General features: G+C 48.3%; 28 protein-coding genes. 15 read left to right on the top strand and 13 right to left on the bottom strand.

Annotation, left to right across the window (positions count from 1 at the left end):
• Window positions 1-151: 151 nt before the first annotated feature.
• From Q1A04_RS17810 to Q1A04_RS17780, 7 genes are all read right to left on the bottom strand, one after another.
• Window positions 152-763, bottom strand: coding sequence for an acetolactate decarboxylase (locus tag Q1A04_RS17810; protein WP_299708715.1), 612 nt, complete (start codon window positions 761-763; stop codon window positions 152-154).
• A gap of 616 nt (window positions 764-1,379) precedes the next feature.
• Window positions 1,380-1,739 carry a nuclear transport factor 2 family protein gene (locus Q1A04_RS17805; RefSeq protein ID WP_299708712.1) on the bottom strand — a complete coding sequence of 120 codons (360 nt, stop codon included), beginning with the start codon at window positions 1,737-1,739 and terminating at the stop codon, window positions 1,380-1,382.
• 56 nt (window positions 1,740-1,795) lie between these two features.
• A complete protein-coding gene (locus tag Q1A04_RS17800; RefSeq protein WP_299708709.1) occupies window positions 1,796-3,232 on the bottom strand; it encodes a S41 family peptidase in 1,437 nt (478 codons plus the stop codon).
• 105 nt (window positions 3,233-3,337) lie between these two features.
• Window positions 3,338-3,778, bottom strand: a complete 441-nt coding sequence (locus Q1A04_RS17795) for a hypothetical protein (RefSeq protein ID WP_299708706.1) — start codon at window positions 3,776-3,778, stop codon at window positions 3,338-3,340.
• Between the two features lie 32 nt (window positions 3,779-3,810).
• The gene (locus Q1A04_RS17790; RefSeq protein ID WP_299708703.1) at window positions 3,811-4,380 is read right to left on the bottom strand and encodes a hypothetical protein; all 570 of its coding nucleotides are present in this window, start codon (window positions 4,378-4,380) and stop codon (window positions 3,811-3,813) included.
• A gap of 60 nt (window positions 4,381-4,440) precedes the next feature.
• The gene (locus tag Q1A04_RS17785; RefSeq protein ID WP_299708700.1) at window positions 4,441-5,553 is read right to left on the bottom strand and encodes a hypothetical protein; all 1,113 of its coding nucleotides are present in this window, start codon (window positions 5,551-5,553) and stop codon (window positions 4,441-4,443) included.
• A complete protein-coding gene (locus tag Q1A04_RS17780) occupies window positions 5,547-6,065 on the bottom strand; it encodes a hypothetical protein (RefSeq protein ID WP_299708697.1) in 519 nt (172 codons plus the stop codon). Before Q1A04_RS17780 ends, Q1A04_RS17785 begins: the two co-directional genes overlap by 7 nt.
• 460 nt (window positions 6,066-6,525) lie before the next feature.
• Between Q1A04_RS17780 and Q1A04_RS17775 the strand changes: the two genes are divergently transcribed.
• From Q1A04_RS17775 to nhaA, 4 genes are all read left to right on the top strand, one after another.
• Window positions 6,526-8,133: a sodium:solute symporter gene (locus Q1A04_RS17775; protein ID WP_299708694.1), complete on the top strand. Its 1,608-nt coding sequence runs from the start codon at window positions 6,526-6,528 to the stop codon at window positions 8,131-8,133.
• Entirely contained in the window at window positions 8,073-8,525 is a 453-nt protein-coding gene (locus Q1A04_RS17770) for a GNAT family N-acetyltransferase (RefSeq protein WP_299708691.1), read from the top strand. The genes Q1A04_RS17775 and Q1A04_RS17770 overlap by 61 nt, the downstream gene beginning before the upstream one ends.
• Before the next feature lie 4 nt (window positions 8,526-8,529).
• Window positions 8,530-9,603 (top strand): alanine/ornithine racemase family PLP-dependent enzyme, encoded by a 1,074-nt coding sequence (locus Q1A04_RS17765; protein WP_299708689.1) that lies wholly within the window; start codon window positions 8,530-8,532, stop codon window positions 9,601-9,603.
• Between the two features lie 220 nt (window positions 9,604-9,823).
• On the top strand, window positions 9,824-11,155 hold the full coding sequence (gene nhaA, locus Q1A04_RS17760) for a Na+/H+ antiporter NhaA (RefSeq protein ID WP_299708687.1): 1,332 nt from the start codon (window positions 9,824-9,826) through the stop codon (window positions 11,153-11,155).
• A gap of 65 nt (window positions 11,156-11,220) precedes the next feature.
• Here nhaA and Q1A04_RS17755 read toward each other — a convergent pair whose 3' ends face one another.
• The gene (locus tag Q1A04_RS17755; RefSeq protein ID WP_299708685.1) at window positions 11,221-12,144 is read right to left on the bottom strand and encodes a universal stress protein; all 924 of its coding nucleotides are present in this window, start codon (window positions 12,142-12,144) and stop codon (window positions 11,221-11,223) included.
• A 162-nt stretch (window positions 12,145-12,306) separates the two neighbouring features.
• On the opposite strand from Q1A04_RS17755, the gene Q1A04_RS17750 reads away from it, so the two are divergent.
• Genes Q1A04_RS17750 through mnhG form a run of 7 tightly spaced genes read left to right on the top strand, consistent with a single transcriptional unit; the run spans window position 12,307 to window position 18,218 of the window.
• Entirely contained in the window at window positions 12,307-14,622 is a 2,316-nt protein-coding gene (locus Q1A04_RS17750) for a putative monovalent cation/H+ antiporter subunit A (RefSeq protein WP_299708682.1), read from the top strand.
• The gene (locus Q1A04_RS17745) at window positions 14,619-15,161 is read left to right on the top strand and encodes an MnhB domain-containing protein (RefSeq protein WP_299708679.1); all 543 of its coding nucleotides are present in this window, start codon (window positions 14,619-14,621) and stop codon (window positions 15,159-15,161) included. The genes Q1A04_RS17750 and Q1A04_RS17745 overlap by 4 nt, the downstream gene beginning before the upstream one ends.
• Before the next feature lie 4 nt (window positions 15,162-15,165).
• Window positions 15,166-15,528, top strand: coding sequence for a Na+/H+ antiporter subunit C (locus Q1A04_RS17740; RefSeq protein WP_299708676.1), 363 nt, complete (start codon window positions 15,166-15,168; stop codon window positions 15,526-15,528).
• 8 nt (window positions 15,529-15,536) lie between these two features.
• Entirely contained in the window at window positions 15,537-17,045 is a 1,509-nt protein-coding gene (locus Q1A04_RS17735; RefSeq protein ID WP_299708673.1) for a proton-conducting transporter membrane subunit, read from the top strand.
• 1 nt (window position 17,046) lies between these two features.
• Window positions 17,047-17,544 (top strand): Na+/H+ antiporter subunit E, encoded by a 498-nt coding sequence (locus Q1A04_RS17730; protein WP_299708670.1) that lies wholly within the window; start codon window positions 17,047-17,049, stop codon window positions 17,542-17,544.
• Window positions 17,541-17,810 (top strand): monovalent cation/H+ antiporter complex subunit F, encoded by a 270-nt coding sequence (locus tag Q1A04_RS17725; RefSeq protein ID WP_299708667.1) that lies wholly within the window; start codon window positions 17,541-17,543, stop codon window positions 17,808-17,810. The genes Q1A04_RS17730 and Q1A04_RS17725 overlap by 4 nt, the downstream gene beginning before the upstream one ends.
• Before the next feature lie 3 nt (window positions 17,811-17,813).
• Window positions 17,814-18,218: a monovalent cation/H(+) antiporter subunit G gene (gene mnhG / locus Q1A04_RS17720; RefSeq protein WP_299708664.1), complete on the top strand. Its 405-nt coding sequence runs from the start codon at window positions 17,814-17,816 to the stop codon at window positions 18,216-18,218.
• A gap of 1 nt (window position 18,219) precedes the next feature.
• Here mnhG and Q1A04_RS17715 read toward each other — a convergent pair whose 3' ends face one another.
• Window positions 18,220-19,026, bottom strand: coding sequence for a metallophosphoesterase (locus Q1A04_RS17715; protein WP_299708661.1), 807 nt, complete (start codon window positions 19,024-19,026; stop codon window positions 18,220-18,222).
• A 194-nt stretch (window positions 19,027-19,220) separates the two neighbouring features.
• Here Q1A04_RS17715 and Q1A04_RS17710 point away from each other — a divergent pair, with 194 nt between their 5' ends.
• The 4 genes from Q1A04_RS17710 (at window position 19,221) to Q1A04_RS17695 (ending at window position 23,805) form a co-directional block, all read left to right on the top strand.
• Complete coding sequence (locus tag Q1A04_RS17710) at window positions 19,221-20,999, top strand: chloride channel protein (RefSeq protein ID WP_299708658.1); 1,779 nt, start codon at window positions 19,221-19,223, stop codon at window positions 20,997-20,999.
• Window positions 21,000-21,678: 679 nt separating this feature from the next.
• Window positions 21,679-22,263, top strand: coding sequence for a TetR/AcrR family transcriptional regulator (locus tag Q1A04_RS17705; protein WP_299708655.1), 585 nt, complete (start codon window positions 21,679-21,681; stop codon window positions 22,261-22,263).
• Window positions 22,264-22,288: 25 nt separating this feature from the next.
• Complete coding sequence (locus tag Q1A04_RS17700; RefSeq protein WP_299708652.1) at window positions 22,289-23,146, top strand: alpha/beta fold hydrolase; 858 nt, start codon at window positions 22,289-22,291, stop codon at window positions 23,144-23,146.
• A gap of 65 nt (window positions 23,147-23,211) precedes the next feature.
• Window positions 23,212-23,805 (top strand): hypothetical protein, encoded by a 594-nt coding sequence (locus tag Q1A04_RS17695; protein WP_299708649.1) that lies wholly within the window; start codon window positions 23,212-23,214, stop codon window positions 23,803-23,805.
• Between the two features lie 56 nt (window positions 23,806-23,861).
• Here Q1A04_RS17695 and hisIE read toward each other — a convergent pair whose 3' ends face one another.
• Genes hisIE through hisH form a run of 4 tightly spaced genes read right to left on the bottom strand, consistent with a single transcriptional unit; the run spans window position 23,862 to window position 26,555 of the window.
• The gene (gene hisIE, locus Q1A04_RS17690) at window positions 23,862-24,467 is read right to left on the bottom strand and encodes a bifunctional phosphoribosyl-AMP cyclohydrolase/phosphoribosyl-ATP diphosphatase HisIE (protein WP_299708646.1); all 606 of its coding nucleotides are present in this window, start codon (window positions 24,465-24,467) and stop codon (window positions 23,862-23,864) included.
• 35 nt (window positions 24,468-24,502) lie between these two features.
• Window positions 24,503-25,261 carry an imidazole glycerol phosphate synthase subunit HisF gene (hisF, locus tag Q1A04_RS17685; protein ID WP_299708643.1) on the bottom strand — a complete coding sequence of 253 codons (759 nt, stop codon included), beginning with the start codon at window positions 25,259-25,261 and terminating at the stop codon, window positions 24,503-24,505.
• Window positions 25,255-25,977 (bottom strand): 1-(5-phosphoribosyl)-5-[(5-phosphoribosylamino)methylideneamino]imidazole-4-carboxamide isomerase, encoded by a 723-nt coding sequence (hisA, locus tag Q1A04_RS17680; protein WP_299708640.1) that lies wholly within the window; start codon window positions 25,975-25,977, stop codon window positions 25,255-25,257. Before hisA ends, hisF begins: the two co-directional genes overlap by 7 nt.
• Window positions 25,974-26,555, bottom strand: coding sequence for an imidazole glycerol phosphate synthase subunit HisH (gene hisH, locus Q1A04_RS17675; protein ID WP_299708637.1), 582 nt, complete (start codon window positions 26,553-26,555; stop codon window positions 25,974-25,976). Before hisH ends, hisA begins: the two co-directional genes overlap by 4 nt.
• Window positions 26,556-26,720 lie beyond the last annotated feature (165 nt).

Raw genomic sequence — 26,720 nt, 5'->3', positions numbered from 1 at the left:
ACCAAAGCTCCACAGAAAGTCATACTGAAAGCTGCTCTTTCCTAGGAGTTATCAGCAAGAGCAGCTTACAAGTGGTTCAGGGCAAACCGTATTGCCTTCTGCTGCAGATACTGGGATTCGCATTAAAATAAGGCATAGAAACGGCTTTCAATCATTCAACAGGCAGGTATAGTTTTATCCCTTTCCCGAATAAAGCCTCGTCCAAATGGCCCATCTTTGATCTATCTGCTGTTAGGAGGTGCATGTGCAGGAAGGTATCGTGATGGGTGAACACAGCCTTGTGCTCCGTTGAGAAGAAGCCAATAATTTCTGCCTGTTCGTGAGTCAAGTGGTAACTCACCTGATTCCGGTGTGCCTCAGCCGGTGAACTGACTTTAGCCCCTTCGGGAAGGTTCAGGACATGAATCTTAGCTTTCTTAATTGGGCCTGTCAGTTTAAAAGCAAAAGGCCGCTTCGCAGACTTTGTGATTTCATCAAGATAGGCTTCCAGTTGCTTGATCGTCTGAATGGAGTCAGGTATAGCCGACGCCTTCATCTCCCCTACATTGGCATACACAAAGAATGGGGCTTCGACGGCATAGGTCTCCTCCACCGCCATTGTTGAATCGCTCAGTACAGTAGACTTGTAGGATTTGCCATCTACGATCATCAGTTCGCCGGCCAAGTAAGCCATTGGGCCCAGACCGTAGAGGCCTTGCTTGTTAGCGATCGTATCGAGGGCGATGGTACCGGCCAGTTCCCCTTTCCACATTACATTGCGCATGGCACCGACAACTTGTATATCGGTAGAGACAGTCCCTTCATTTTGGAGATCGCCTGATGTGCAATTGGTCAGAAGAACTGAACAGCATGAAAGGCCTGCTAAAACAAAAGTGATTGGTTTCATTGGAATTTGTTTGAATAATAATGCAAAGTAAATTGAAGGTGTAGAGCGCAGCAGCGCTTGGCGCCATTTATTTACGTGCTCTATCTCTTCCTCAAACTGGGCTTACAAGGATTTTATCCGTGATTTTAAGTTATTTACGACCTTCGATTGTTCTTGTAAATATAAGCACACATTCGCCCACCAGACTCTCCAACTGGTCTTTGATATACTCAGCTAACTAATTATTACGTCCCAAAACTTCTAGAACCGGATGGTAGTCTTTCTGGTGAATGAATCTGAATAATTTACTTCTTCTGATGATGACATTGCGGGGTTCGTCCACCTTTCCGATCACCTCCTGCAGTGCATTGATGAAAGTCGACTTTTTCCAGTTTTACGTTCGGACTACCATAGTTTGGCATCACTATGTTTTTTGAGGCGCTGCAGGAACCGGCCAGAAATAAGAAGGCAAAGAAGTATAGGTTGAATTTAATGTGGTTATGGTTTAATGTTTCTATTCGGTTGGAATTGGCAAGTTATGCTGCCTGAGGAAGGAGAGTTTGTCCCAGTAGCCTCTTTGGAGTTTGATCTTCCCGCCTACAACATAAAAGAAACCACAGCCTCGTAAACCCAATGGGTCTTTCCATTCGAGGATTCCCCAGTCACCATCTTCAAAAATATGCTCCACGATGCAGGTCATTTTAGCAGTAGAAAACTCCTGCTCAAACATTTGCCTTATGGCTTCTTTTCCAATAATTGGTTCGTTTGCTACTTGATGGTTAACGGCATCGTAATGGTAAAACGTAGCGATTTCGTCAGCATTTCCTCTGTTAAATACCTCTACCCATTTGCTTACTAATTCTTTCGGTCTCATTTGCTTACACTCCTGTTAGTTACATCTTATACCCTACGATAGAATCTCTGGGATGCTTAGTCCTTTTGCGCCTTAATCAATTCGCGCATATGCCGAATACTAAACTCCAAGGCATCCACCTCTTCGCTCAGGTATACATCGGGCGCAAAACCATAGGGATCAACCGGATGCTCTGCAATATCTTTTGATCTGAGAGAAGATGGGTATTTCAGCTCGAAACAGCCAATGGACCTAGTAAACTGGCTAAAGCCGTCCACCACCCCTGCTGTGTTTTGACCATAGAGCACCACTTTGTCGCTTTGATTCACGCGGTACACAAAGGTTTCGCCGGAGCTGGCTGTTTTCCCATTCATCAGAACAGCCACCTTCTTGTTTGGCGCAAACACAGCTTTAGGGGTATAGGTATAAGCGTATTCATCGTTGCCATACCAGTAAAAGGAGTTTTTAAGTGACATGAAGAAATCATACTGCGCCTTCTCCTCCTCATTCAGGTCTTCCGGATTAATGTGGTTCATCACTGTTTCCAGATTTCCTTCAGACATCCAGAGGCCAGCCTGCGGTATTTGGATAGGCCCGGTCAGCAGGTAAGGTAAAACGGGGTAATACACATTGTCATTCCCGCCATTGTTATCCCTCACATCCACAACAATAAATTCTGCCTGTAGCAGTTCGTCGTGGTGAGCCTTGAGTAAACTGTCTACAAAGGCTGGCTTTTTTTCATAGAAATTGGGAAGACGCAAATAAGGCACCTCTCCGTCAATCATCCGGAAATGAAATTCGCTGTAAAGATTCTCTTCCTTAACAGTAGTGGTTGGATCAGCAACGGGCCATACCTTGGTCCAATTGTTGAAATTTTTGAATTCCAATTGATGAGGGCTGTTCATATTGCCAGTTACCTTCTTCGAGCTGTAATCATCCATAAAGTGAGTGGATGAGTAGTCGTTTCCGTAGATGTGGGTGAGCTTGAACTTCACATCACCCGGCTTCCAGTTCTTGTTGGTGCTGCTTAAGACAATACCCACAAAATCAGATTTGCGGGCATCGTTATTAGGGTCCGGCAAGATGGCCACCTCGTAGCCACTGTACTTCCAGATGCCGAGCAAATCATTCTTTTTATACTTCTTCTTTTTGTAGTCTGCATGATATTTCTTCCGGTCCATCTCGATACGCTCGCTGCGATTTTCTTTACCACTAGCACCGGTGTATTCTATTCTGCTGTGTCCATCCCAAAAAAATGTCAGCCATTGCTGGAGAACGGGCAAACAGTCTTCGATCTGCTGTACTTCGGCTGCCTTGTTGCGGTACACTACTGTATGCGCTTTGTAAATCTCCCGGTTTTTGTCGGTTACTTTCAGGTGGAACAAGGAATAGTTGCTTTCATAATTCTGTACGGTCTGCTCAAAGGCTTCAGTGCAGTTGCAGTCCTGCGCTTGGGAAGGAATTGTAAAGGTGAGCAAAAAGGAAAGGATGAATAAAGGGTAGAATTGTTTCATAGGGAATTGTTGTGTGCTTCGCGTGTTAAATCATGCTAACGCTTCGTGTATACCTTATGAGAGGCAGTCAGCCGATACATAGGATATAAACCTTGTTGTGAAGTGTTATTTTTCTATTTCTTGCAACAGACCAAATTCATACCCTTGCTCGTTAAATTGCTTTCTCTCTTCTTCCGTCATTTGAGCAAAGACATAGTTTTCATGCGTGATGGTAGCAAGTATTTCAGCACCATCTCTCATTAGAGATAAGTCTTCAAATTGATAATTACGCCAGTCCTTGTACGGTTTTGAAAGTATGAATTCTCTTACCTTTTCTGATAATCTGTACCTGCGAAACATTCCATTTGGATATATTTTATCCCTTCTCTCTCCTTCTTCTATTAAATCAGATTTAAGAGATTCTAATTCTTGATTTAGTTTGGTTGGATTGTACAGAGTGTTGAACTCAACTGAGTCAGCTTGCTCTAAATAATGAGTCAATAGAGCAATCCACTTTTCGTTTTCAGCTATACTTTCTGAGAGAGCAAACAGATTCTTATCTTTCATTCTATAATTTTAACGACTTGGCTATGGTACGCTTATCCGCTATAGGTTTTGTTGGTGATTGATTGTTCTTCAATCGGTCCTACAACAACTATTTTTTTCTCTCCTACTAAACCAGATCTTAAGGCGGTATTCAGTAATAGTGTTAGAGGGAACAGCATAAACCCAAGACAGCCAGTATGGAAGTCGGAAAAGATTTTACTCGCCTTTTCCCCATTATTGCTTTCGTAAGTAACTGCCTTGACTAGCTTTCCCCAAATGTAGTACTCTTCGCTTATCCAGCCTTTCTTTATCGGCACTTCTAGTAGCTTCTCAATAAAGTCAATATTCTCCTTATTGTATAGTCCCGTTTTAGGGCTATTGCCACCTAACAGCTCTCCTGACCAACCTTTCGCTGATTCATTATAATATTGGATGTCGTCAAGACTTTTCCATTGCATGTCAGGCCATATGAAGTCGATAACTGTTTTATTAGTCTTAGAAGTAACTCTGTAGATGCCGTCTGACTGTTTATTTGTATTGTCGATGACTAGGTATAGGGAAGCGTCCGAGAACTTCTGCTCTAGGTACATCTTCCAATTCTTTATGTCATCTCCTTTTTTCATGATTGCAATGCACACCAACAGACTAGGCTATGAAGTGGCGTATCTACTTTATAGGCGTGGCTAGATTGTGTAATATTTCTTTAATATTTGTTTCAAATTATCTTTCTCTTTAACAATCATATTATCTAGATTTAAAGAATCAATCTTAGGTCTTTCTCTTCGAACATAGATCTTGCTTACAATATCAATTATACGGTCACCTATTTCCTTTCCAAAAATATTCCGGTAAATCTCTGAAGACTCTTGATGTGATAAAGTGAACAGCTCTTTCATTTCTCCGTCATGAGTAGCAAAGAGAAATACTTCATTAGAATCTTCTTCGTAGAAGTACTGGGTACTCCAGAGTGAAAGATAAGTTAGGTCCCAAGCTTGGTTTCGACACTTCTTGTCAACAGCCTCAAAACTTGTTTCCTGATTCCTAAACATCTTGCTTTTGCCTCCGAAGGCAAGCGCAGCAAAAAAGGTGGTGTATTTACAAATGAGAATGTTGTTAAAAACCCATTGATACAGACTTTCGAACTTTTGCTCAATTGAAGTGCTGTTATCATAATATAGCTGAGATAGCTTTAGCATTTCAAGGTAGTGCATCTTATAATGATCATTCTCCATGAAAAACTTGTAGTCAATTTTTCCCTCTAACTTGACTGGGGGTATGGTTAATCGCCTTCCTAAAGCTAAATCTAGCCAATGCGTTGGGTCATATTGATCGAAAATTTTCAGGAAGACATTGTTTTCTTTGCTAGCCTCAATGTCATTACCGTGATGATGTGAATACTCCATCTGCGCTAACCCTGACGTAACAGCAATGTTGTTCAACTCAGCCCACAACAGTAATGAACTCACAAGCTTCAAATCAAATTTATCTTTCAATTCACCTTGCGAGACGAGTCTTAAAATTTTAACTACTAAATTTCTATCTAGAATCAGGCAGAATTTCTTCCCATGGTACCCCGTGAAATCAGGAATACCATTTGGCGATATCTTAGGATGGAAGATAACTTTCTTATCGATTAAGAATAAGGTAATGCTCCTTAGTTCGCTTTCCTTTAGCTCGATAAGTTTCATCTGGTTTTCTTTTTTATGGCTTCTAACGGCTAGGCTAAAAAATGCTGCTGTCCCAATAGGGCAGCCGTGATTTTTAGCTCTTGTTATGCTATGGTTTTCTTTCAGCAAGGGTGAAAAAGCTCAAACCCGATTACCTTTCCATTCTCAATGACGATGTGAAACTGACTATCACTATTCTCTTCGGTTGAGAGGTAAAAGGTACTTGTGCCACCCTTATCTTTTTGTCCTTCCCAGACTTTATAAGAGTTGGGATAAGCCTTTTTCAACTCGGTCAGTTTGGTGTTTTTGTCAAGCGTCAATTGCTTGGTCTTTATTCTGGGGTTGGCTTTACTGAAGTCAATTCTGCCTACTTCCAGAACCCCGTCAACGCAATGAAATTCTATACCGTCCCAGCTGTACAGTTTTACATCCACGTCATTCCATGTAGGCGATAGTGCTCCACATTCGTAGTTCGGCTCAATTATAGATTTTGGTTTACCGAACACTTTCAACAATGCAGATTCAGATGACTTTGCAGTTATCTCGTTTATTGAAATCTCATCATACCCAACTATGTCAAGCTCCTGTGCATTAGCCCAGAAAGCGAATAGGAAAGATATTATTGTTAACGTCAATTTCATACTTTAACTACTGCATAACTACTTGCTAGCAGGAGTACCTACTCCCACTATCTGCACTATGTGTGGCGTTGAACTTGCTTATCAATTCCACTCTCTAAATAGCCTATATAACATTAAGCTAATATAATTCAATTCTTCTAAAACGGTAATAAAATTAAAATATATACTTGCAAAATTTCGATCCTAACAGACTCCAAGATCCCGTCAAAACCAGTTATCTTTAATGCCCTCTCCCAAATATCATTATCCTAACATAACCGCACCTCTTCTACTCTTTTTAGCCACTCCATCTCGACACCATCCCTCAACCGATTTAGCACAAAAACCACACATCATTTCCACTAATCCTCGCCCTTAAACCAACTTTTCGACACTAAAACAGGCTTTTCAGCAAAATTTTAAGTATATTCAAATTAATCAATACTTTTTATACCTACTCAAACTTATATTATTCTAATACATGCATTTAATCGATCTTAGCATTTTTGTGCTCTACATGCTGGCCATGCTGGGCGTAGGTTTTTACTTTCTCAAAAAGAACCAAGGTGCGGACGACTATTATGTGGGTGGCAGAGGTATGGGCAGCGGACACATTGGCCTCTCGGTGGTAGCGACCGATGTGGGTGGTGGCTTCTCGATCGGTTTGGGGGGACTCGGCTTTGTGATGGGCCTCTCCGGCGCTTGGATGTTGTTTACCGGTCTGCTCGGCGCATGGCTAGCAGCGGTTTTTCTGATACCAAAGGTCAAGCGCAATCCGGCTTTCGATAAGTTTCTCACCTTTCCCCAGATCTTCGGTCACTACTTCAATGCCCGTGTGGCGCTGCTGGCCGGCATTATTTCCGCTATCGGCTATACCGGTTTTACCAGTTCCCAGATACTGGCAGGAGCCAAACTGGCCAGCGGTACCTTCATTAACCTTGACCTGAACACGGCCCTGCTGATTATGGGCATCATTGCCGTGGTCTATACCGTGATGGGCGGACTAAAAGCCGTGATCTATACCGACACCGTGCAGTGGGCTATCCTCATGGGCGGACTTGTCTTTATAGGTATACCTGTTTCTTTTCTGGCTGTGGGCGGTGGCGTGGAGCAGATCGGCTTTGGTCAGCTGACAGATTTTGCATGGCTCTCGGCACAGTCCGGCCGCAGCATGGAGGCCATTCAAAGTACCCTGCCTGCTGAGTTTCTAACTTTGACCAACATTACATGGCAACAGATCCTGAACTGGGCGATCACCATTATACCTATATGGTTTGTCGGCATGACGCTCTACCAGCGCATCTACGCCTGCCGCGATGAGAGAACAGCCAAACGGGCATGGTACCTCGCGGGTTTATTCGAGTGGCCGATCATGGCTTTTATGGGGGTGAGTCTGGGTATACTGGCCCGGGTGGCCGCTGAACAGGGCATGTTTGACGCACTGGGAGCAGGCGCTGTGGTGGACCCCGAAACCGGACTGCCGATGCTGCTGCGCTCCGTGCTGCCTGTCGGCCTCATGGGCCTGATGCTTTCGGCTTATTTCTCGGCTATTCTCTCCACTGCCGACAGCTGCCTAATGGCTTCTTCCGGCAATATCGTGACGGATGTGATCGGCCATTTCACAAAAGCAGATCCGGATTCGCCGAAGATGCTGCGTCTGTCACAACTAGTTACGCTGCTGGTGGGCGCCTTTGCGCTTTGGCTGGCCACCACCATGACCAACGTGCTTGACCTCATGCTCTACTCCTACGCCTTTATGGTATCCGGCCTGTTTGTGCCGATCATCGGGGCATTGTTCTGGAAACGCCGCAGCAGCTTAGCCGCCTTCTGGGCCATGCTCATCGGGGGTTTCACCACCATTCTGCTTCAAGTGAACATGACTACCGAAGGCCTCGTAGATATGCCGTTGCTAGGTCTCAGCTTCCGGTTGCCCTACGGCCTCGACCCTAATTTATTCGGCCTCACGGCTTCCCTTGTGCTTTACATTACGTTAACTATACTATACCCTAATAAAACTGAAAAAGAGAAATGGCAGAAAACCACTCCGTCCACTACGAAATCCATACCCCAACCAACCATCAGCAATTAAACCGCGATGAGGTGCTTGACTTCCTGTTCGAGCATCTGGACCAGTACGGCGACGCCCGCGAAGACATTGCCAAGTGCATGGACTACGCGCTTTCAAATGCAGAAGGAAAAGGCGGTTCGGTGATCGTGGCGCGTGAAGACGGTAAAGTTGTGGGGGCGCTTATCCTGAACAATACCGGCATGAGCGGGTATATACCGGAGAACATACTTGTCTATGTGGCCGTGCATGGCAGCCAGCGTGGCAAAGGCGTCGGCAAGAAACTCGTGCAACTGGCTACCGAAACAAGCGAAGGCAGCATCGCCCTGCACGTGGAGCCCGACAACCCGGCCCGCCACCTTTACGAGAAAATGGGCTTCACCAACAAATATTTAGAATACAGACTTATCCGATAACAGTATGGCAGTCTTAAAACTGTGCCGTAAGAAACTAAGACACAACTACAACCACATCGATCGTGTGCTCCGCGAAAAGGGCATCGATTGGGGCATCGTGACCAAACTGCTCTGCGGCGAAGAGACGTTCCTTAAAGAGGTACTCGACTTGGGTGTGAAGGAAATCCACGACTCGCGGGTAACCAACCTGATCGCCATCAAAAAAATGGCGCCAGATGTGCAGACCGTTTACATCAAGCCCGCCCCAAAGCAAAGTATACCGGATATCATCAAGTATGCGGATGTGAGTTTCCAAACGGAGCTCGACATCATCCGGCTGCTATCAGAAGAGGCTGTGCGGCAAAACAAAGTTCACAAGATCATCATCATGATCGAGATGGGCGATCTGCGCGAGGGCGTGATGGGAGATGACTTGGTGGACTTCTATGAGCAGATTTTCAACTTGCCGGGTATATCGGTTATTGGCTTGGGCGCTAATTTCAATTGCCTGCACGGGGTGATGCCCACGCAGGACAAACTGATTCAACTTAGCCTGTACAAGCAGATCATCGAGGCCAAGTTCAACATCGAGATCCCGTGGGTATCGGGCGGTACTTCCGTCACCATTCCGCTGCTCTTTAACCACCAGATGCCGAAGGGCATCAACCATTTCCGGATTGGGGAAGCGCTGTATTTTGGGCTCAATCTATTTACTGGGGAAACCTTTGAGGGCATGTACGACGATGTGTTTGAGTTCTGTGCCGAGATCATCGAGCTGAACGAAAAGCCCATGATCCCGATCGGCATGCTGGCCGAAAACCCGAGTGGCGAGAGCTTCGAGATCGACGAAAGCCTTTACGGCAAAACCTCGCACCGCGCCATCCTCGATGTGGGTCTGCTCGACATCAACCCGAAATACCTCATCCCGAAAGACCATGGCCTGACCGTGGTGGGCGCCAGCTCCGACATGCTGGTGGTGGAACTCGGGATGAACGAACAAAACTATAAAGTAGGCGACGTAATCAGCTTTAACCTCCGCTATATGGGTGCCCTTAGCATCATGAACTCAAGGTATATTGCCAAAGAGGTAGTGGAATAGATTTAATGCTGCACTGATGCATCAATGTGCATATTAATGCATGTTCTGTTTCGGTACATTAATAGACTAAACGCCCTCGTTTTGAAAGCTTTCGGAATGAGGGCGTTTTTACGTCAAGCAAAAAAATAGAAGCACAAGCAGCAAGGTATCTCCTGTCTAAAACTTTTAGACTGCTCTCACGTCTCTAAGGTGAATCTGTATATTCCGATTTACTTATACCTTGGCAGCAAAACCCGCTTTATACAATCGCATCATTTACTCCTTCGAGGTGTTTGAGCATGTGCAACTGCGCAGTGGCACTTTTACGGTGGTGGTGGCACTGCTTGCGCTTTCGTGGCTAAATTCTCCTTGGGGTGAGGCTTGGTTGTATACTTGGACCACCCCGCTTAATTTTTCATTTGGCGCGTTCAGTTCTTCAAAGCCGCTTAGCTTCTGGATAAGCCATGTGCTGATGGCGCCATTCTTCATGGTGCTCGGTTTGGAATTGAAACGGGTGCTGCGTGTAGGGGAGTTGAAAGCTTGGAAAGACGCGGCCTTTCCGGCGGCAGCGGCTCTTGGCGGCATGCTCGTACCGGCTGGGCTATACCTATACATGAACCCAGATTCCTATCAGGCTGGCTGGAGCATTGTGGCAACGGGTGATGTGGCGGCTGTGCTTGCATTGCTCGCACTAGTGGGAGGTTTTCTGCCAGTCGCACTACGGGTATTCCTTTCTACCTTAGTCATTTTTCAAGGTATAGCTACCCTCCTGCTTGCTGTCGTGCTTTATACCTCCCTCCAAAACCTGCTGGCGCTTTCGATCGCCACTGGCATCTTCGGGCTGCTAGTGGTATTGCGGGCGCTGCGCAACCGCAGCATGTGGCTATACCTACTGTTGGGCTTCGTTATGCTGTGCGCCTTTCTGCTGGCCGGTGTTAACGGTGCCGTTGCCGGTGTGTTGCTGGCCTTTTTGATACCGGTGCACTCCCGGGTGGCGGAAGAAGATTTTATAGCCACGGCTGACACCGTGATGGGGCAACTGCACGGTCTGCGTATGATGAAGCGGCCGGAGCCCGGCGAAGAGATAGAAGAAGATTATCAGGCAGCCGTGCACACCTTGCGGGCCAATTGTAACCAAGCGCTTTCGCCTCTGCGCCGTCTGCAGCAACAGCTGCTGCCTTGGGCGGGCTACTTCGTATTGCCACTGTTCGCCCTCGCCTTTGCTCCCTTTGCCTACAACAGTTTTGAGTGGCAGAACCTGTTCGGCACCGTGCCCATGGGTATAGCACTGGGGCTTGTGTTGGGCAAACCCATCGGCATCCTGCTTTTCGTTTGGCTGGCCTCTGTGACGAGGTTAGCCCGTATACCTGCGGGCCTGCACTGGGTGCAACTGACGGGAGCCGCGCTACTGGCTGGGGCCGGCTTCATGCTTTCCATTTTTCAGGCGCATGCCGTATTTTCAGACACCGAACTGCTCTCGCTCGTAAAGATCAGCATATACCTCGCCTTGGCCGTATCGGCACTGCTAGGAGTTATACTGCTGACCGCAGTCGGTAAAACAAAAGGCCTGTAACACGTGGTAGCGTTACAGGCCTTTTCCTGTTCATATATCCCGATCACTGGATCGGCTATGTTTTTTTAGTCACCGCTAAGAAGGGCATCCAAGAAACCGATCTCTTCTTTCTCTTTCTTATAGACAATCATTGGCATGTCATCATTATGACGGAGGATCTTCTCGGTTACGCTACCCAGTACAAACAGGGCGGCAGCGGATTTACCTTTGGCACCGATTACCAGCATGTCGGCTCTGGCACGCTTGGCCTCTATTACAATCAGTTCACCTACATCATCCTCGTTTTCCTGTTTTACCAGTCGCAAGGTGGCGCGGTCTCTCAGTTCAGGGAAACGGGACAGTACTTGCTCAAACTTATCACGGGCGAAGCCTTGCATACGCTCATCAAAGTCCTCGTAACTCATACCCAGTGTGATATAGCCCGTCGGCACTTGGTATACGTGCAGACAGGTGATGTTGACCTCCGGTCTGGTAAGTGCGGAGTGCAGAATACGATCGAGCGCCATCATCGAATATTCAGAGAAATCGACACTGACCATGATATGGTTCAAGATCGGATCTTCATTCTCCGGCACAAACATTACACTCACACGGCCGCTGCGCAAAATTTTCTGTGCCAGCACACCGCTTCCGCGCATGTGGAATTTACGACCCACAACCACCATGTCGATCTGCTTTACCTTAGACCAGTGTAGCAGTTCCTTCAGCGGCGAGCCCTCCACTACCTGCACCTCTATCTTCGCCTGGCTTTCAGATCCGAAATAGCTCCGCACCTTTTCCTCCATCGCAACGCGGATTTTCTCGTCAGGTGTCATTCCGTTCGGCATGCCTTCCAAAATCTCTGCGGGTATGTCGAGGCTTTTTTCGGCGTGGATGAAGTATACCTTCTCTATCTCAGAAATGGAGCACAGGAAAGCCGTGTAGCGGATCAGGGTATCGTCCATCTCCGACAGGTCGAGCCCCACCATAATACGTTTCAGCGTGTTCATGATGATGTTTTGATTTTATGGGTTATCAGTTGCTGCGCTTGTCCTTTTCTTGCTCTCCCTCTCATTTTCGGCCCTGACGTAACATTAAGTGCGCAGATTGGTACTAAGTGTTAAATCAGCTACGAAATTACTAAGGATACATTTACAAACTAAGCATTTTTGATGTTTTTAGCTATACTCGCAGGATTCCTGTTTGCATTTGCCGCGCCTTTGCTCTACCGCTGGCTCGGCAAATGGGTATACGTGCCCATGGCCCTGCTGCCATTTTCCATCTTCGCCTACCTGCTTACGCTCACACCCTCCGTTCTTGGAGGCGACAATTTGGGAGAAGTGCAGCAATGGGCACCCTCACTCAACATCAACCTGCATTTTTACCTCGACGGGCTCAGTCTGCTGTTTGCGCTGCTGATCACGGGATTCGGAACACTCATTATGCTATACGCAGGCGGCTACCTGAAAGGCCATCCGCTGCTGGGTCGCTTTTATCTGTACCTGACCCTCTTTATGACGGCCATGCTCGGCTTGGTGCTGGCCGGCAACATCATTTCGCTGTTTGTGTTCTGGGAGCTGACCAGTATCAGCTCCTACCTGCTCATCGGTTTTGGACACGACAAAGAAAGCTCCCGCGCCTCAGCCCTGCAGGCCCTGCTCGTGACCGGCCTCGGCGGACTGGCCTTAATGGCGGGTTTGATCTTGGTAGGTATGGCCGGCGACACCTATACACTGAGCGAGCTGCTGGAGCGAGGCGACATGGTGACAAACCACGCCCTTTATCTGCCGGCGCTTGTGCTGGTGCTGCTGGGGGCCTTTACCAAATCGGCTCAGTTTCCTTTTCACTTTTGGCTGCCCAACGCCATGGCAGCACCGACACCGGTTAGCGCCTATCTGCACTCGGCCACCATGGTAAAAGCAGGCGTATATCTGCTGGCACGACTCACCCCCGTGATGGGCGGCACTGACGAATGGCAGTATACCCTGATGATAGTCGGGGGAATCACCACTGTGCTGGGCGCCTTGCTGGCTGTGCAGCACACCGACCTGAAAGCCATACTGGCCTATACCACCATCAGCGCGCTGGGGCTGCTCGTGACTATGACGGGCGTCGGTACCGCACCGGCATTAGAGGCCATGGTGGTGTTTCTGCTGGCGCACGCACTTTACAAAGGCACCTTTTTCTTAGTGGCAGGCAACGTAGATCATGCCACGGGCACACGGGACTTAACCCAGTTAACAGGCTTATCAGGTTCCATGCGCTACACGGCTATTGCGGCTCTGCTCGCGGGTATGTCGATGGCGGGGCTACTGCCTTTTTTCGGGTTTATTGGCAAAGAGCTAGTGTATGAGGCCACACTCGAAGAAAGCCCTTTCCGCTGGATGCTTTTCGCCATCAGCTTCTTCTCGGGAATGGTGTTTGTGGCCGTTGCCATCGCGCTGGGCTTTGGCTTATTCTGGCAACGCAGCGCAAAACCTACCCCGCTGCTCCATCCTGACAAGGCGTTACTATACCTGCCTCCTGTTATTTTGTCAATCACAGGATTGGTATTCGGTCTGCTGCCCGGCTTCTTGGTGACGCCCTTGCTGCGTCGGTCTGCGGAGGCCATGCTGGGCGTGGAGCAGGTATTTGAACTGGCGCTTTGGCACGGTTTCAATCTCGTATTGGGTCTGAGTCTGCTCACCATCGCGCTGGGCTATGTGGTATACCGCTTTTCAAACCGTCTGCAAGCTTATGCTACCCGCTTCAACGGCCTATACCGTTATGGTCCAGCTAACTTGTACCAGCTATCCTTAAAGGGCTTTCTAGCAGGAGTTACCAAAATTACGGCTAGCATCCAGAATGGCTATCTGCGCAGCTATATCGCTGCCATCGTGCTCACGCACATCACCCTGATCATGCTTTCGCTCTGGAAAGATGGGCCACGGCTGGAACTTGCTAACCGTCTGCCGGAGCTTGCCCAATTGCGCATGTATGAAGTGGTGCTGCTGCTCATGATCGTTCCGGCGCTTATTTTCCTGTTCAAGTCACGCTCCAGACTGACGTCCATTGCCATTATGGGCATCATCGGTTACTCCATCGCACTGTTCTATATCCTGTTTGGTGCACCCGATGTGGCGGCCACGCAACTGCTTATCGAAACACTCACTGTCGTAATCTTCGTACTCATCCTGCATAAGCTGCCCGCCTTCCGCTATCTGTCGCATGCGTCGGAGCGCTACAAGTATATTCTCCTGTCGCTTGCCTTCGGGGCTATGATGACCTATGTCATCCTGATCGTGAAACAGTACCCGCTTGATTCGGAGTTGAAGGCCTATTATGGGGAGAACAGCTACCTGCTCGGGCAAGGGCGCAACATCGTCAACGTCATACTGGTAGACTTCAGAGCACTGGATACGCTCGGCGAAATAGTCGTGCTGGCAGTGGCCGCCATCGGTATTTTGGCTATGCTGAAACTACGCATGCAGAAAGGAGAAAAACCATGAAGACTGTCATACTCGCGACCGCCATCCGGATATTGATTCCTATTTTCATCATTTTCTCTGTCTATACTCTCTTCAGGGGGCATAATCATCCGGGCGGCGGCTTTATAGGAGGGCTGATCGGAGCCATCGCTTTCGTGTTTCATACCATGACGCACGGTCCGCATCAAACCGTGAACACCTTCCTGAAAATAAACCTGTACGGCTATCCGCGCCAGCCAAACCAGAGTCGTTCGCTCTACCTGATGCGCATGATGCGGGTGAACGTGTGGAGACGAAGACGACTGGCCCGCCATCCGCAACTGAAAGAGCGTATGATCCGGATCGAGCCGATTTACATCATTGCCACAGGACTGCTGCTGGCCGCTACCAGCGGCGTGGCCGGACTAATAGCGGGGCAGCCGTTTATGCACGCCTTCTGGGCGGACTTTTACATACCCATACTAGGTAAACCGGGCACTCCCATCCTGTTCGATATCGGGGTATACCTGCTAGTGATCGGGGTAGTGCTCAAAATAACTTTTGTGATGTCAGAAGAATAAAACCATGGAACTCCTACTCCCATTTTTGATCGGCATACTTTTTTCAGCGAGCCTGTACCTGATTTTGCACAGGCACTTCTTCAAGCTCATACTGGGGCTCATTTTGTTCGGGCTGGCCACCAATCTGTTTCTGTTCGTGATCGGGCGACTGACACGGGGCGGTTCCGCTATTATCTCACAGAGCGAGCGGGTAGCCACGGAGCCTTTTGCCGACCCAGTGCCGCAAGCGCTACTGCTCACGGCCATCGTGATCGGTTTTGGTATTCAGGCATTTGCCATCGTGCTTATCAAACGGGTATACCAGTCGTTCGAAACCACCGACCTCGACGACATGAGCACTACCGATCAAATTGAAGAAAACCACTAAGCAACCCTATGAATCACCTGCTACTCCTGTTGCCACTGCTCATACCGCTTTACGGGGCTATTCTTTGTCTCTTTTTCTGGCGGTATGTGCGCGTGCAACAGCTTATTGGCATTTTGGCCCAAGCCTGCATGCTGATCGCCTCTTTCGTGCTGCTATTGGAAGTGAATAACAAGGGCATTATGTCCACCCAGATGGGTAGCTGGCCTGCTCCGTTTGGTATCACGATCGTGGCTGATGTATTCAGTTCCCTGATGGTTATCACTAGTTCCATAACCGGAATGGCCATTTATCTTTATTCTATCAAAGGACTCGACAAAGCCCGCCAGACATTCGGCTACTACCCTGTGCTGCTCATCCTTCAAATGGGTGTTTCCGGGGCCTGTCTTACCGGCGACTTGTTCAATCTGTTTGTGTGGTTCGAAGTGCTGCTCATCTGCTGCTTTGTGCTAATTGCGCTCGGGGGAACCAAACCACAGTTGGAGGGGGCCATTAAGTACGTGACCATCAACTTTCTGGCATCCGGCTTTCTGCTGACAGGTATAGGCGTGGTCTATGGTATCATGGGGTCGCTTAACATGGCTGAGTTGGCCGTACTAGTGCGCACACCTGTTTCCCATCCGGCCCTAATTTCCATGGCGGGTATGTTTTTTCTGATCGCCTTTGGCATCAAGTCCGCCATCTTTCCGCTGTTTTTCTGGCTGCCCGCCTCCTATCACACCCCTCCCATTGCCATCTCGGCTTTTATTGCGGGTATGCTCACGAAAGTGGGCATGTACGCACTCATTCGTCTTTTCACGCTGATTTTTGTCACAGATCAAGATCTTACAATTCCGCTTTTAACGGTACTGGCGGGCTTCACCATGGTCATCGGTGTGTTTGGAGCTGCATCGCAGAACGATTTCCGCAAGATTCTTTCATTCCACATCGTCAGCCAGATCGGGTATATGCTAATGGGACTGGCGCTGTTCACACCACTGGCCATAGCGGGAAGCATCTACTTTATCATTCATAACATCTTGGTGAAAACCAACCTCTTCCTGATCAGTGGCGTGGTGGCGCACCGCAACGGTACTTTTGCGCTCAAAAAGTTAGGTGGCGTATACTTGCAGCATCCGTTTTTGTCGCTGCTGTTTTTTATATCGGCTTTTTCACTGGCGGGCATCCCGCCTTTCTCCGGCTTTTGGGGAAAATTCATGCTGGCCAAGGCCGGTTTTGAGATAGACAGTTTCGTCATTGTGATCACCTCCTTGGCGGTGAGTCTGATCACTATTTTCTCGATGACCAAAATATGGAACGAGGTATTCTGGAAAAAGAAACCGGAGTCGGATCCGCTCTTGGATGTTATGGCGGATAGCGAGCAACAGGCAAGTAGAATGATGCACGTACCTATTGTATTCCTAGTAGTCTTTATTCTGTTTATCGGGATTTACGCGGAGCCGGTAGTTTCCATGGCTCATTTGGCTGCAGAACAGCTTCTCAACAGCGAATTGTACATTAATGCCGTATTGAAAAGATAACATGAAAACTTTTATCGTCCATTTCCTGATCGCCTTTTTCGGCAGCTACGTGTACTTTCAGTACGGCGACCCGGTGTTGCCCTACAATGCCATCTGGGCGGTGGCGGTCTGGGTTATCATCATGTTTATACTCTGGCTTTCTTCACCTTCTTACCATCGCTCCTATTTCCATAAACTGCCAAAGGCTTTCACTTTTATCTTATTCTTCCTAAAAGAACTGGTAATCGCAAATCTGAAGGTGGCCTACGACATCCTCACCCCAAACTACCGCATGAAACCCACCGTTATAGCGCTGCCGCTTTCGGTAACGACCGACATGGAAATCACGCTGCTGGCCGGCATCATTACGCTAACGCCGGGCTCCCTGTCCGTAGATGTGAGCCCCGACTGCAAAGTGCTCTATGTGCACACGCTCTACGTAAAGCACAATGATGTGGAGTTGGTGAAACATGAAATAAAACACGGCTTTGAGCGCCGTTTAATGGAACTGACAAGATGAGTCTTTTTTCTTTCACCCTCATATTTGCAATGGCAGCCCTGAGTATTTGTCTGGTCATGACGGCCATACGTTTCGCCATTGGTCCGACCCTACCCGACCGTATTACGGCCTTCGACCTGTTTGTGGCCAACGTTATTGGCATTGTGGCCATTTACACGGAACTCACAGGAAACGAAGACTTTATTGATGTGGCCATTATACTGTCACTCTTCGGTTTTCTGGGCTCCATCTCCTTTGCCTATTATCTTATGAAATCAACCCGCTAGCCTATGTTTGAAAACGTAAATTTCCTGCTCATCCGCGAGATCATCAGTTCGGTGCTCATTATCATCGGTGTTATGTTTATGCTGATAAGCACCATCGGCCTGCTTCGCTTCCCCGACTTTTACATTCGCATGTCGGCCATCACCAAAGGAGCAACATTGGGCCTCGGACTGATTCTTTCAGGTATGGGTATTTATTTCAACGAGCCTGACATGTTCTTGAAAGTGGTGCTGATCATCTGCTTTACATTCATCACTTCCCCTGTGGCCGCGCACGTGATCGGCCGCACCGCTGTGCGCAACAAGATTCCGTTTTGGGACCGTACCAACTTGGAGGAGTTTAAAGACTACATGCACAATGAGCACCAGTTCCATCGTGACCACGAAAAGGATAATCGTCCGAATAAATAGATTAGTGTGCTGTTGGCTGCAGGAAGGGCCGGATAGACTCGGCGTAGGTGTCGAAGGCATCGACGGTTGTAAGGATATGATCAGGATAGGTGAGCGCTGTTAGCTTTCCGCCGAACACGCAGCCTGTGTCAATGTTGATGGTGTTGTTTTTCCAGCGCGGTTCGCGAACCGGGGTGTGCCCATAGACGACCACTGCTACGCCCGAGTAATCGGCGGCCCAGTCGAGGCGAACTGGCAGGCCATGCGCATCAAGTTCGCCAGTGGTGGGGCCATAAAGACAGAGATCGCGCACTGATTTGCTGTGCCGGCCGTGCAGCCGCTCTTCCAGTCCGGCATGTGCCACAACCAAACGGCCGTCGTCCAAAATAATGTGGTGCGGCAAGTGCCCCAAAAACTCCCGGACCCGGTCAATAAACGCTTTGTCATAATTTTCGAGCTGGGCCACGGTGAGTTCCAGCCCATGCCGCACCTGCACGTTTCGCCCCATAAGCTTACGGTAGAGTTTGTCGTCGTGGTTTCCGCTCACGCAGAGCGCCACATCCTGCTCCACCATGTCCATGACGAGGCGCAGTACCTCCGGTGAGTTCGGCCCCCGGTCCACAAGATCGCCAACGAACACAGCCATGCTGCCTTCCTGAGGGGTCACACGATACTTGCCTGTCTTGCTATCATCGTACACCTCATAACCCAGTTTTTGCAGCAGTGCCAAAAGCTCATCGAAACAGCCATGCACATCACCTATCACATGGAAATGTCCGTGCAGTTCTTTCAGTATCAGGTTTCCGCTTTTGTCTGGTTCTTGTTGCATACACACTTAATTGGATGTTTCTACTCCTGTTCCAACCTCTATAATAACTAAAAAACCCGGCAGGAGGTTAGATTTACAGTGTTATTTTTTTGCTAAAAATGCACAATTTATACCTTTATGGGCTGAACCGGCAAGGTCCTGTCTTTAAATTTCAATTTTTGTAAACCCGCGAACATATTCGCGTATAGTCCTTCATGCCCCAGTTCCGCAAGTATAAAATACCGCTCCTCTGGCTTCGCCGCCATACCTCCACCCGCGATTTCATCTTGATATCGAGCGTATTGGTTGGGCTCACCGCCGGTCTTGCCGCCGTGGTGCTCAAAACGCTGGTGCACTACATACATCAGCTGTTGGCCTATGGCAACCGCCTGTTGGAGGAACCGGTGTGGCTGGTGGTCTTTCCGCTGATCGGCATCCTACTGGTGGTGTTTTTGGTGCGGGTGCTATTCAATGGTCAGTTGGGGCGCGGAACAGCCAGTATCCTGCATACCATCTCGCAGAAGTCAAGTCTGGTGGAGTCGCATAAGATGTATTCGCATGTGCTCACCAGTGGTATTACGGCGGGATTTGGGGGGTCTGCGGGACTTGAGTCGCCGATTGTGGTGACGGGCTCGGCCATCGGGTCTAATTTCGGGCGGGAGTACCACCTCAACTACCGCGACCGCACCTTGCTGCTAGCATGCGGTGCGGCGGCAGGTATAGCCGCTGTTTTTAATGCACCTATCGCCGGTGTCCTTTTCGCCATTGAGGTGCTGCTCACCGATATCAGCATCTCGGCCTTCATCCCTTTGATCATCTCCGCAGTAGTTGGAGCGCTTTGCTCGCGTATTATTTTACGCGAAGAGTTGCTATTCTTTACCGATCAGCTTGATATTTTCGCCGCTTCCCATGTGCCCTTTTATGTGCTACTAGGTGTCCTCACCGGTTTGATGTCGGTATACTATAGCCGGGCGGCTTGGCGTATAGAAGCACTGTTTGAGCCCTTTCAGAACCAGCCCTACCGGCGCGCACTTGTGGGAGGTGTCTTACTCGGGCTGCTTATTATGCTGTTTCCGCCGCTATTCGGTGAGGGCTACGGCGCCGTGAAACTCTTAGAAAGCGGCAAACCCGAAGGTCTGCTGCAGGACAGTTGGCTTTCGTTTTTCGGCACAAACGAATGGCTAGTGCTCGGCTTTGTGGGCATGCTCGCCCTCGTGAAAGTAGCAGCCACGACCTTCACCATCGCTGGCGGGGGCAACGGCGGCAACTTCGCCCCGTCAATGTTTGTGGGGGCGCATGTGGGTTTCTTTATGAGTCGGCTCATCAACATGCTGGAATTACACAAGCTGCCCGAGAGTAGTTTCACTGTGGTAGGTATGGCAGGTATACTGAGCGGTGTCATGCACGCTCCACTCACGGCAGTCTTCCTGATCGCGGAGATATCGGGGGGCTATACCTTGATGATTCCACTTATGATCGTATCAGCAACTGCTTATGCGCTCGTGAAATACTTTGAGCCTTTCTCACTCGACACCAAAAAACTGGCCCAAAAAGGCGAGCTGCTCACAGCCAACAAAGACCGCACGGTGTTACGCATTATGCAGATCCGCCACCTCGTGGAAACTGATTTTCACCCTGTCAGGCATACGGCCACGTTAGGCGAACTCGTGGATGTGATCGCCCACTCCCGCCGTAACCTATACCCAGTGGTGGATGAACAGCAAAAGCTGCGGGGCATTATTTTGCTAGAGGACGTGCGGGAGATCATGTTCAAACAGGACAAATATGACAAGGTGCTGGTATCAGAACTAATGTCGGCCCCGCCTGCCGTCGTGCGCCACAACGATACCATGGCCGATGTGATGAAAAAGTTCGACGAAACCGGCGCATGGAACCTCCCCGTGCTCAAAGGCGATCAATACCTCGGCTTCGTATCTAAATCCAGCATTTTCACCAAGTATAGAAAACTGTTGATTAAAACAACGGGAAGTTAAGATTGAGTTCTGAGTCTCGAGTTCTGAGTTTAGAGTTCTATGGTTTGGAATTCTAAACTTAATACTCCTTTCCTGTTCCCCTATTGGAGGCTGGCGGCTATTACTTTGATACCTACGGCTGTTCGGAAAACGCTCACAAGTCAGTTTTTTCAGTAGTAGAATACTGACTGGCTTTTAACACGCGCCACTGCAATTTCACCCTTCTGCACTCACTCTCTTTCTTTAAGGTAGCCACTTTAGGGAGGATATTTTTGTCGAGCGACTGTCTTTTGTTCACATCCTTAGTGAGCAGTTCCACCTTAAAGTCTTCGTAACACACGTTCAAATTTCCACTGCCTTTCTTGCGGTACAGCTCTATCTATGAGTTCGCTTTTCTGCAGACTGTCTTACTTGATGCTCATAAAAGAAGTGAGTACAAATTGAGGTTCAGTACAGCTGGGTTTAATGGAACTACCATGTCTTGTAAGGTAAGCGACTTAACATCCACGGGCTGCTTAGCACAAGTCGCATTTAAGCACACCCTGTTTATAACAAACCATTTGATAAATTTTATAGGCTGACCATTGCTGAAGACACCTCATAACGACGAAACCTAATTACTAATAATTTTAGCAATTCATTCAATCCAACATAAGCAAAACTTATTTAATGAACACTCATTCAATATTATTACCTATATTTGAACGTACGTTCATTCAATAATATGAGTCGCTTTCAGGAAAAAAGAGAACAGAGTGTAAATAAGCTAATTGGGGTCGGTCTAAGTCTTTTTGCGACCCAAGGATATGAAGCCACTTCTATCCGCACTATCGCCGCCGAAGCGGATATATCGTTGGGTTTGCTGTACAACTACTTTAAAAGTAAGGACGAACTACTGGAAGAAATATTTAGACGCGGTGTTCAGGACATCCACGATTCTTTCTCAGACTTGCCTGACAATGGCTCAAGTAGTACAGGTATAGAACGCCACATCCGGCAGACAGTAAAGTTGTTGAAGGAAAAGAAGGATTTCTGGAAACTACTGCACGGCATCCGCATGCAGTCTGCGGTGGTAAAGCAACTCATGGCTGACATGCAGGAACAGACCGCTTTCATTGAGGCCCGCATTAAGCAAAATCTGATAACGGCGGGCATCCCCTTCCCTGATCTCGAAGCGAAACTACTTTTTGCCTCCATCGACGGTATGGCGCACCACTTTTTGCTATATGAAAATTACCCGATCGATGACGTGGCCTCCCTCCTGATTATGAAGTATAAGAAGTGATTGTTTGTTGTTTTTTGAAAATGATATGAAATCTCCTAAATGGCTTGACCGTATTCTTTACCCCTTTGCGCATCACACTATGCAGTTGCAGTCCGGGCAAATGCATTATGTTGATGAGGGACAGGGTGATCCGGTCGTGTTTGTGCATGGCACTCCGACGTGGTCCTTTGTGTGGCGGCAGCAAATTAAAGCGCTTAGCCGCAATCACCGCTGCATCGCACCAGATCATTTGGGTTTTGGCCTGTCCGAGAAACCAGCAGAATTTGCCTATACACCCGAAGCCCATGCCCAGAACTTGGAGCAACTCATCGAAAACCTGCAACTAAAAAACATAACGCTCGTGGTGCATGATTTTGGAGGTCCGATTGGGTTGAGCTATGCGTTGAAGCACCCTGAAAATGTGAAGCGCCTTGTCATATTAAATACTTGGATGTGGTCACTGGAGGAAGAGAAGCAGATCATGAAGATCAGCAATTTCTTGAATGGCGCGGTAGGGCGTTTTCTATACCTGCGTCTCGGCTTCTCGGCTCGCGTGCTGTTGCCACGGGGCTACCGCGAGAAACGGCACCTCAGCAAAGATGTGCACCAGCATTACCTTAAGCCGCTCAACAACCCTCGAAACAGAGAGGGAACTTGGCGATTTGCAGTGGCGCTTAAGGATTCAGGACCTTGGTTTTCCAGCCTTTGGGAACAGCGAGAAAGCCTACGGGCTGTACCTAAGCTTATACTCTGGGGAGAAAAAGACGCGCTGCTGCCACTGCACCTGTTGGACAAATGGCAAAAAGCCTTTCCTGATGCTCAAATCAAACGTTTTAATGCCGGCCACTTTGTGCAGGAAGAGAAAGGTGGAGAAATAGCAGATCAGTTAAAACATTTTATATAAAGAATTTTTAATATTTATTATGCCATAATTAATCTTTTTCATAATTTTAAAGTCAAATTAAAACTATGAAAAAGATTATCTCCTTTGTCTGGTTCTGCTCACTGGCGATTTCATTTGCATCATGCGATCAAAAGGAGGAAGAAACTGCTTCTATCCTGCCAAATGTAGAAGCAACTATGGAGCGGACTTTTGATTATCTGGGTTCTGAGGAAACAGACAGAATGGTCTATACCTTAAGCTTATCTGAAATGCAACTGCTCTCGGATGATGACAGGTTGGAGGTAATGTTTGCCCCCACCAAGCCGGTTAGAAAAGATGCAATAGTTTTTAACATTAGGAAAACAGACTTGAAAAACGGCTATGTGGGTACTTACAGTCTGAAGTCACTTTCTACCAATAAGTCAGGGAAGGCAGAACTCACCTACTACCATTACCATAACAAGACAAGCAGTAATGCTTTGTTCAGTGTTGGCAACCAAATGGAGGGCAATTTTGAAATTAAAACCTACAATGCCTCGACTGGCCTTGCCAGCGGCAGTTATGTAGTAAACATAAAAAATGTAACAGACCCAACTGCTTACGAAACAAATCCATCAACACCTCGAAAGTGCGACATCATACTAAGAGGTGAATTCAACAACCTGAAGCTAAAGAAGTAAAGCTTATCATTAAAATCAAAAAAGCCAGTAATCAAATTACTGGCTTTTTTGATGCCTTATTTCTTATGTCGTTCTTGTAGCACCGCCACCACGTCGGCTAACTCCAGTCCCGTGGCTGCCAATAACACCAGCAGATGGTACAGCAGGTCAGCGGCCTCACCTTTCATTGTGTCCAGTTTTCCAGCCACCGCATCAATCACCGTTTCCACGGCCTCTTCCCCTACTTTCTGAGCGATCTTGTTTACGCCTTTGTCGAACAGGAAATTGGTATAGGAAGCTTCTGTAGGGTTTGCCTTACGTTGCTGTATCACTTCCTCTAGTTTGGCGATAAACTGAATGGCCGCCATACGTTTAACTCCAGCATCCTCGCCAAAGCAACTGGTGTCACCGGTATGGCAGGTCGGGCCGTTTGGTTTCACCTTAATTAAGAGCGAATCATTGTCACAGTCATCAACGATGCTGACCACCTGCAAGGTATGCCCGGAAGTTTCGCCTTTTGTCCAGAGACGGTTTTTAGAGCGGGAGAAAAAAGTCACCAGCCCCTCTTTTTGCGTTTTGTCAAATGCCTCTTGGTTCATGTAGCCCAACATCAGCACTTGGCTCGTCTCAGCATCCTGTATCACGGCGGGTACCAACCCACCCATTTTATTGAAATCTAGCACAGAGAAATAAGTTTAGAAGTTAGAAAGTTGGGAAGTTAGCATCTTACCGCTATATCTTCTCCTTTTAGGAAAAGCTTCAAATCCGGTATGTCCAGTTCGCGGAAGTGAAAGAGGCTAGCGGCAAGGGCGGCGTCGGCATGGGCAATCTGGAAAGCGTCAGCGAAATGCTGCATAGTACCTGCACCACCTGAAGCGATCACCGGTACGGAAACCGCTTCTGAAACCGCTTTGGTAATATCCAGCGCAAAACCGGCTTTGGTACCGTCGTTGTTCATACTTGTCAGTAGGATCTCACCAGCACCCAGCTCCACCACTTTCTTGGCCCAGTGCACGGTGGCATGTTCTGTCTCCACGGTTCCGGCGCGAGCGTATACCTTCCAGCCTGTTGCTTCAGTATACTTGGTATCAATGGCCACGGTCACACACTGGCTACCGAAGCGTCGGGCCAAGTCTTCTACCAACTGCGGATTGCGGATAGCGGCCGAGTTGATTGACACTTTATCGGCACCGGCTTGCAACAGCACTTCCACGTCGGCCACGGCACTGATGCCGCCTCCCACTGTGAAAGGGATATCGATGTGGCGGGCAATGTCGCGCACGAGTTCAGCGAAGGTTTTGCGCTCTTCGTTGGTGGCGGTGATATCCAGAAACACCAGTTCGTCGGCGCCTTGCTCGGCATACCACTTGGCCAACTCCACCGGATCGCCGGCATCACGGATATTCTCAAAACGGACACCCTTTACGGTACGGCCATTCTTAATGTCAAGGCAAGGTATAATGCGTTTAGTTAACATAAAAATCGCGCTAAGTCCTTTAGTGTAATTGTTCCTTCGTAGATTGCCTTTCCGATAATGGCGCCTTTTACGCCGATCTCCTGCAATACTTCAAGATCCTGCATCGTGGTGACGCCACCACTGGCAATCACTTGGGCTTCTGGTAAAGTGAGTTTCAGGTGACGGTAGGTGTTGATGGAAGGCCCCTGCAGTTTGCCGTCTTTGCTAACATCGGTGCAGATGAAAAGTTTGGCGCCCGTTTTGAGGTAGCCTGACATAAAATCCTGCAGTGGGTATTTGCTCTCTTCGGTCCATGCGCTGATGGCGATGTTGGTGCCTTTGAAATCAGCGCCGATGATGATTTTGTCGGCTCCGTACTGTAAGAGCCAGTTCTTCACTCTCTCCGGCTCACGTACTGCAATGCTGCCCGCTGTGATCTGCGAGGCACCCGCATCAAAAGCCTGTTGCAGGGCTTCGTCGGACTGCAAACCACCGCCAAAGTCGATGGTAAGGTTTGTGTTGGCGGCAATACTTTCGAGTACGTTTAAGTTCACCGGCTTACGGGCACGGGCACCGTCAAGATCCACCAAGTGCAGGCGTTTGATGCCATTGGCTTCAAAGCGTTTAGCCACATCTAAGGGGTTGCTGTCGTAGGTGGTTTGCTGGGCGAAATCGCCTTCAGTGAGGCGCACGCATTGGCCGCCGATCAGGTCAATGGCTGGGATTATTTCCATCATAAGGCAAGGAAGTTTTTAAGGATCTGAGAACCGGCAGGACCGCTTTTTTCGGGATGAAACTGCGCAGCGTAGAAGTTTTTATATTGTAATGCGGCCGAGAAAGGCTCCGGATAGGAAGTCTGTGCGATGGTATACTCACTCAGCGGCACATAGTAGCTGTGCACATAATAAGCGTATTCTCCTTCGGCTATACCTTCAAACAAAGGCGATTTCAAGTTTTCCAATTGATTCCAGCCCATATGCGGTACTTTCAAGTCTGTCTGAAATCGCTTTACCGGTAACGGAATAATACCGAGCAAGTCTGTATCTCCTTCTTCGGAGTGCTTACAGAGTAACTGCATACCTAAGCAAACACCGAAGAAAGGCTGTTCGAGTGTTGGCAGGAGCTTGTCCAGATTGCGGGCCCGTAGCTCAGCCATGGCCGAAGAGGCTTCTCCCACTCCCGGAAAAATTACCTTTTCCGCCGCCTTGATCGTTTCAAAATCGCAGCTTAGCGTAGCCTGCACCCCTAGTCGCTCCAGCGCAAACAGCACCGACTGCACATTACCAGCTTTGTAATCAACTATAACGAGGTTCATAGTTTATAATGAGTAATGAATAGTGACGAATGATTAATAAATCCTAAGATCCTGATTCAGACAAACAAAAAAAGCCTGACTCTGTTCGGAGTCAGGCTTTTGGAAAGTATATTTTAGTAAAACTAAATCAAATCCATAGGCAGACGGCTCCGAAACTGTTGCTTC

The sequence above is a fragment of the uncultured Pontibacter sp. genome (genome assembly GCF_947499215.1).
GTDB lineage: Bacteria > Bacteroidota > Bacteroidia > Cytophagales > Hymenobacteraceae > Pontibacter.
Note: the sequence above shows the minus strand (reverse complement) of the source record. Positions and strands in the feature narration are given on the sequence as shown.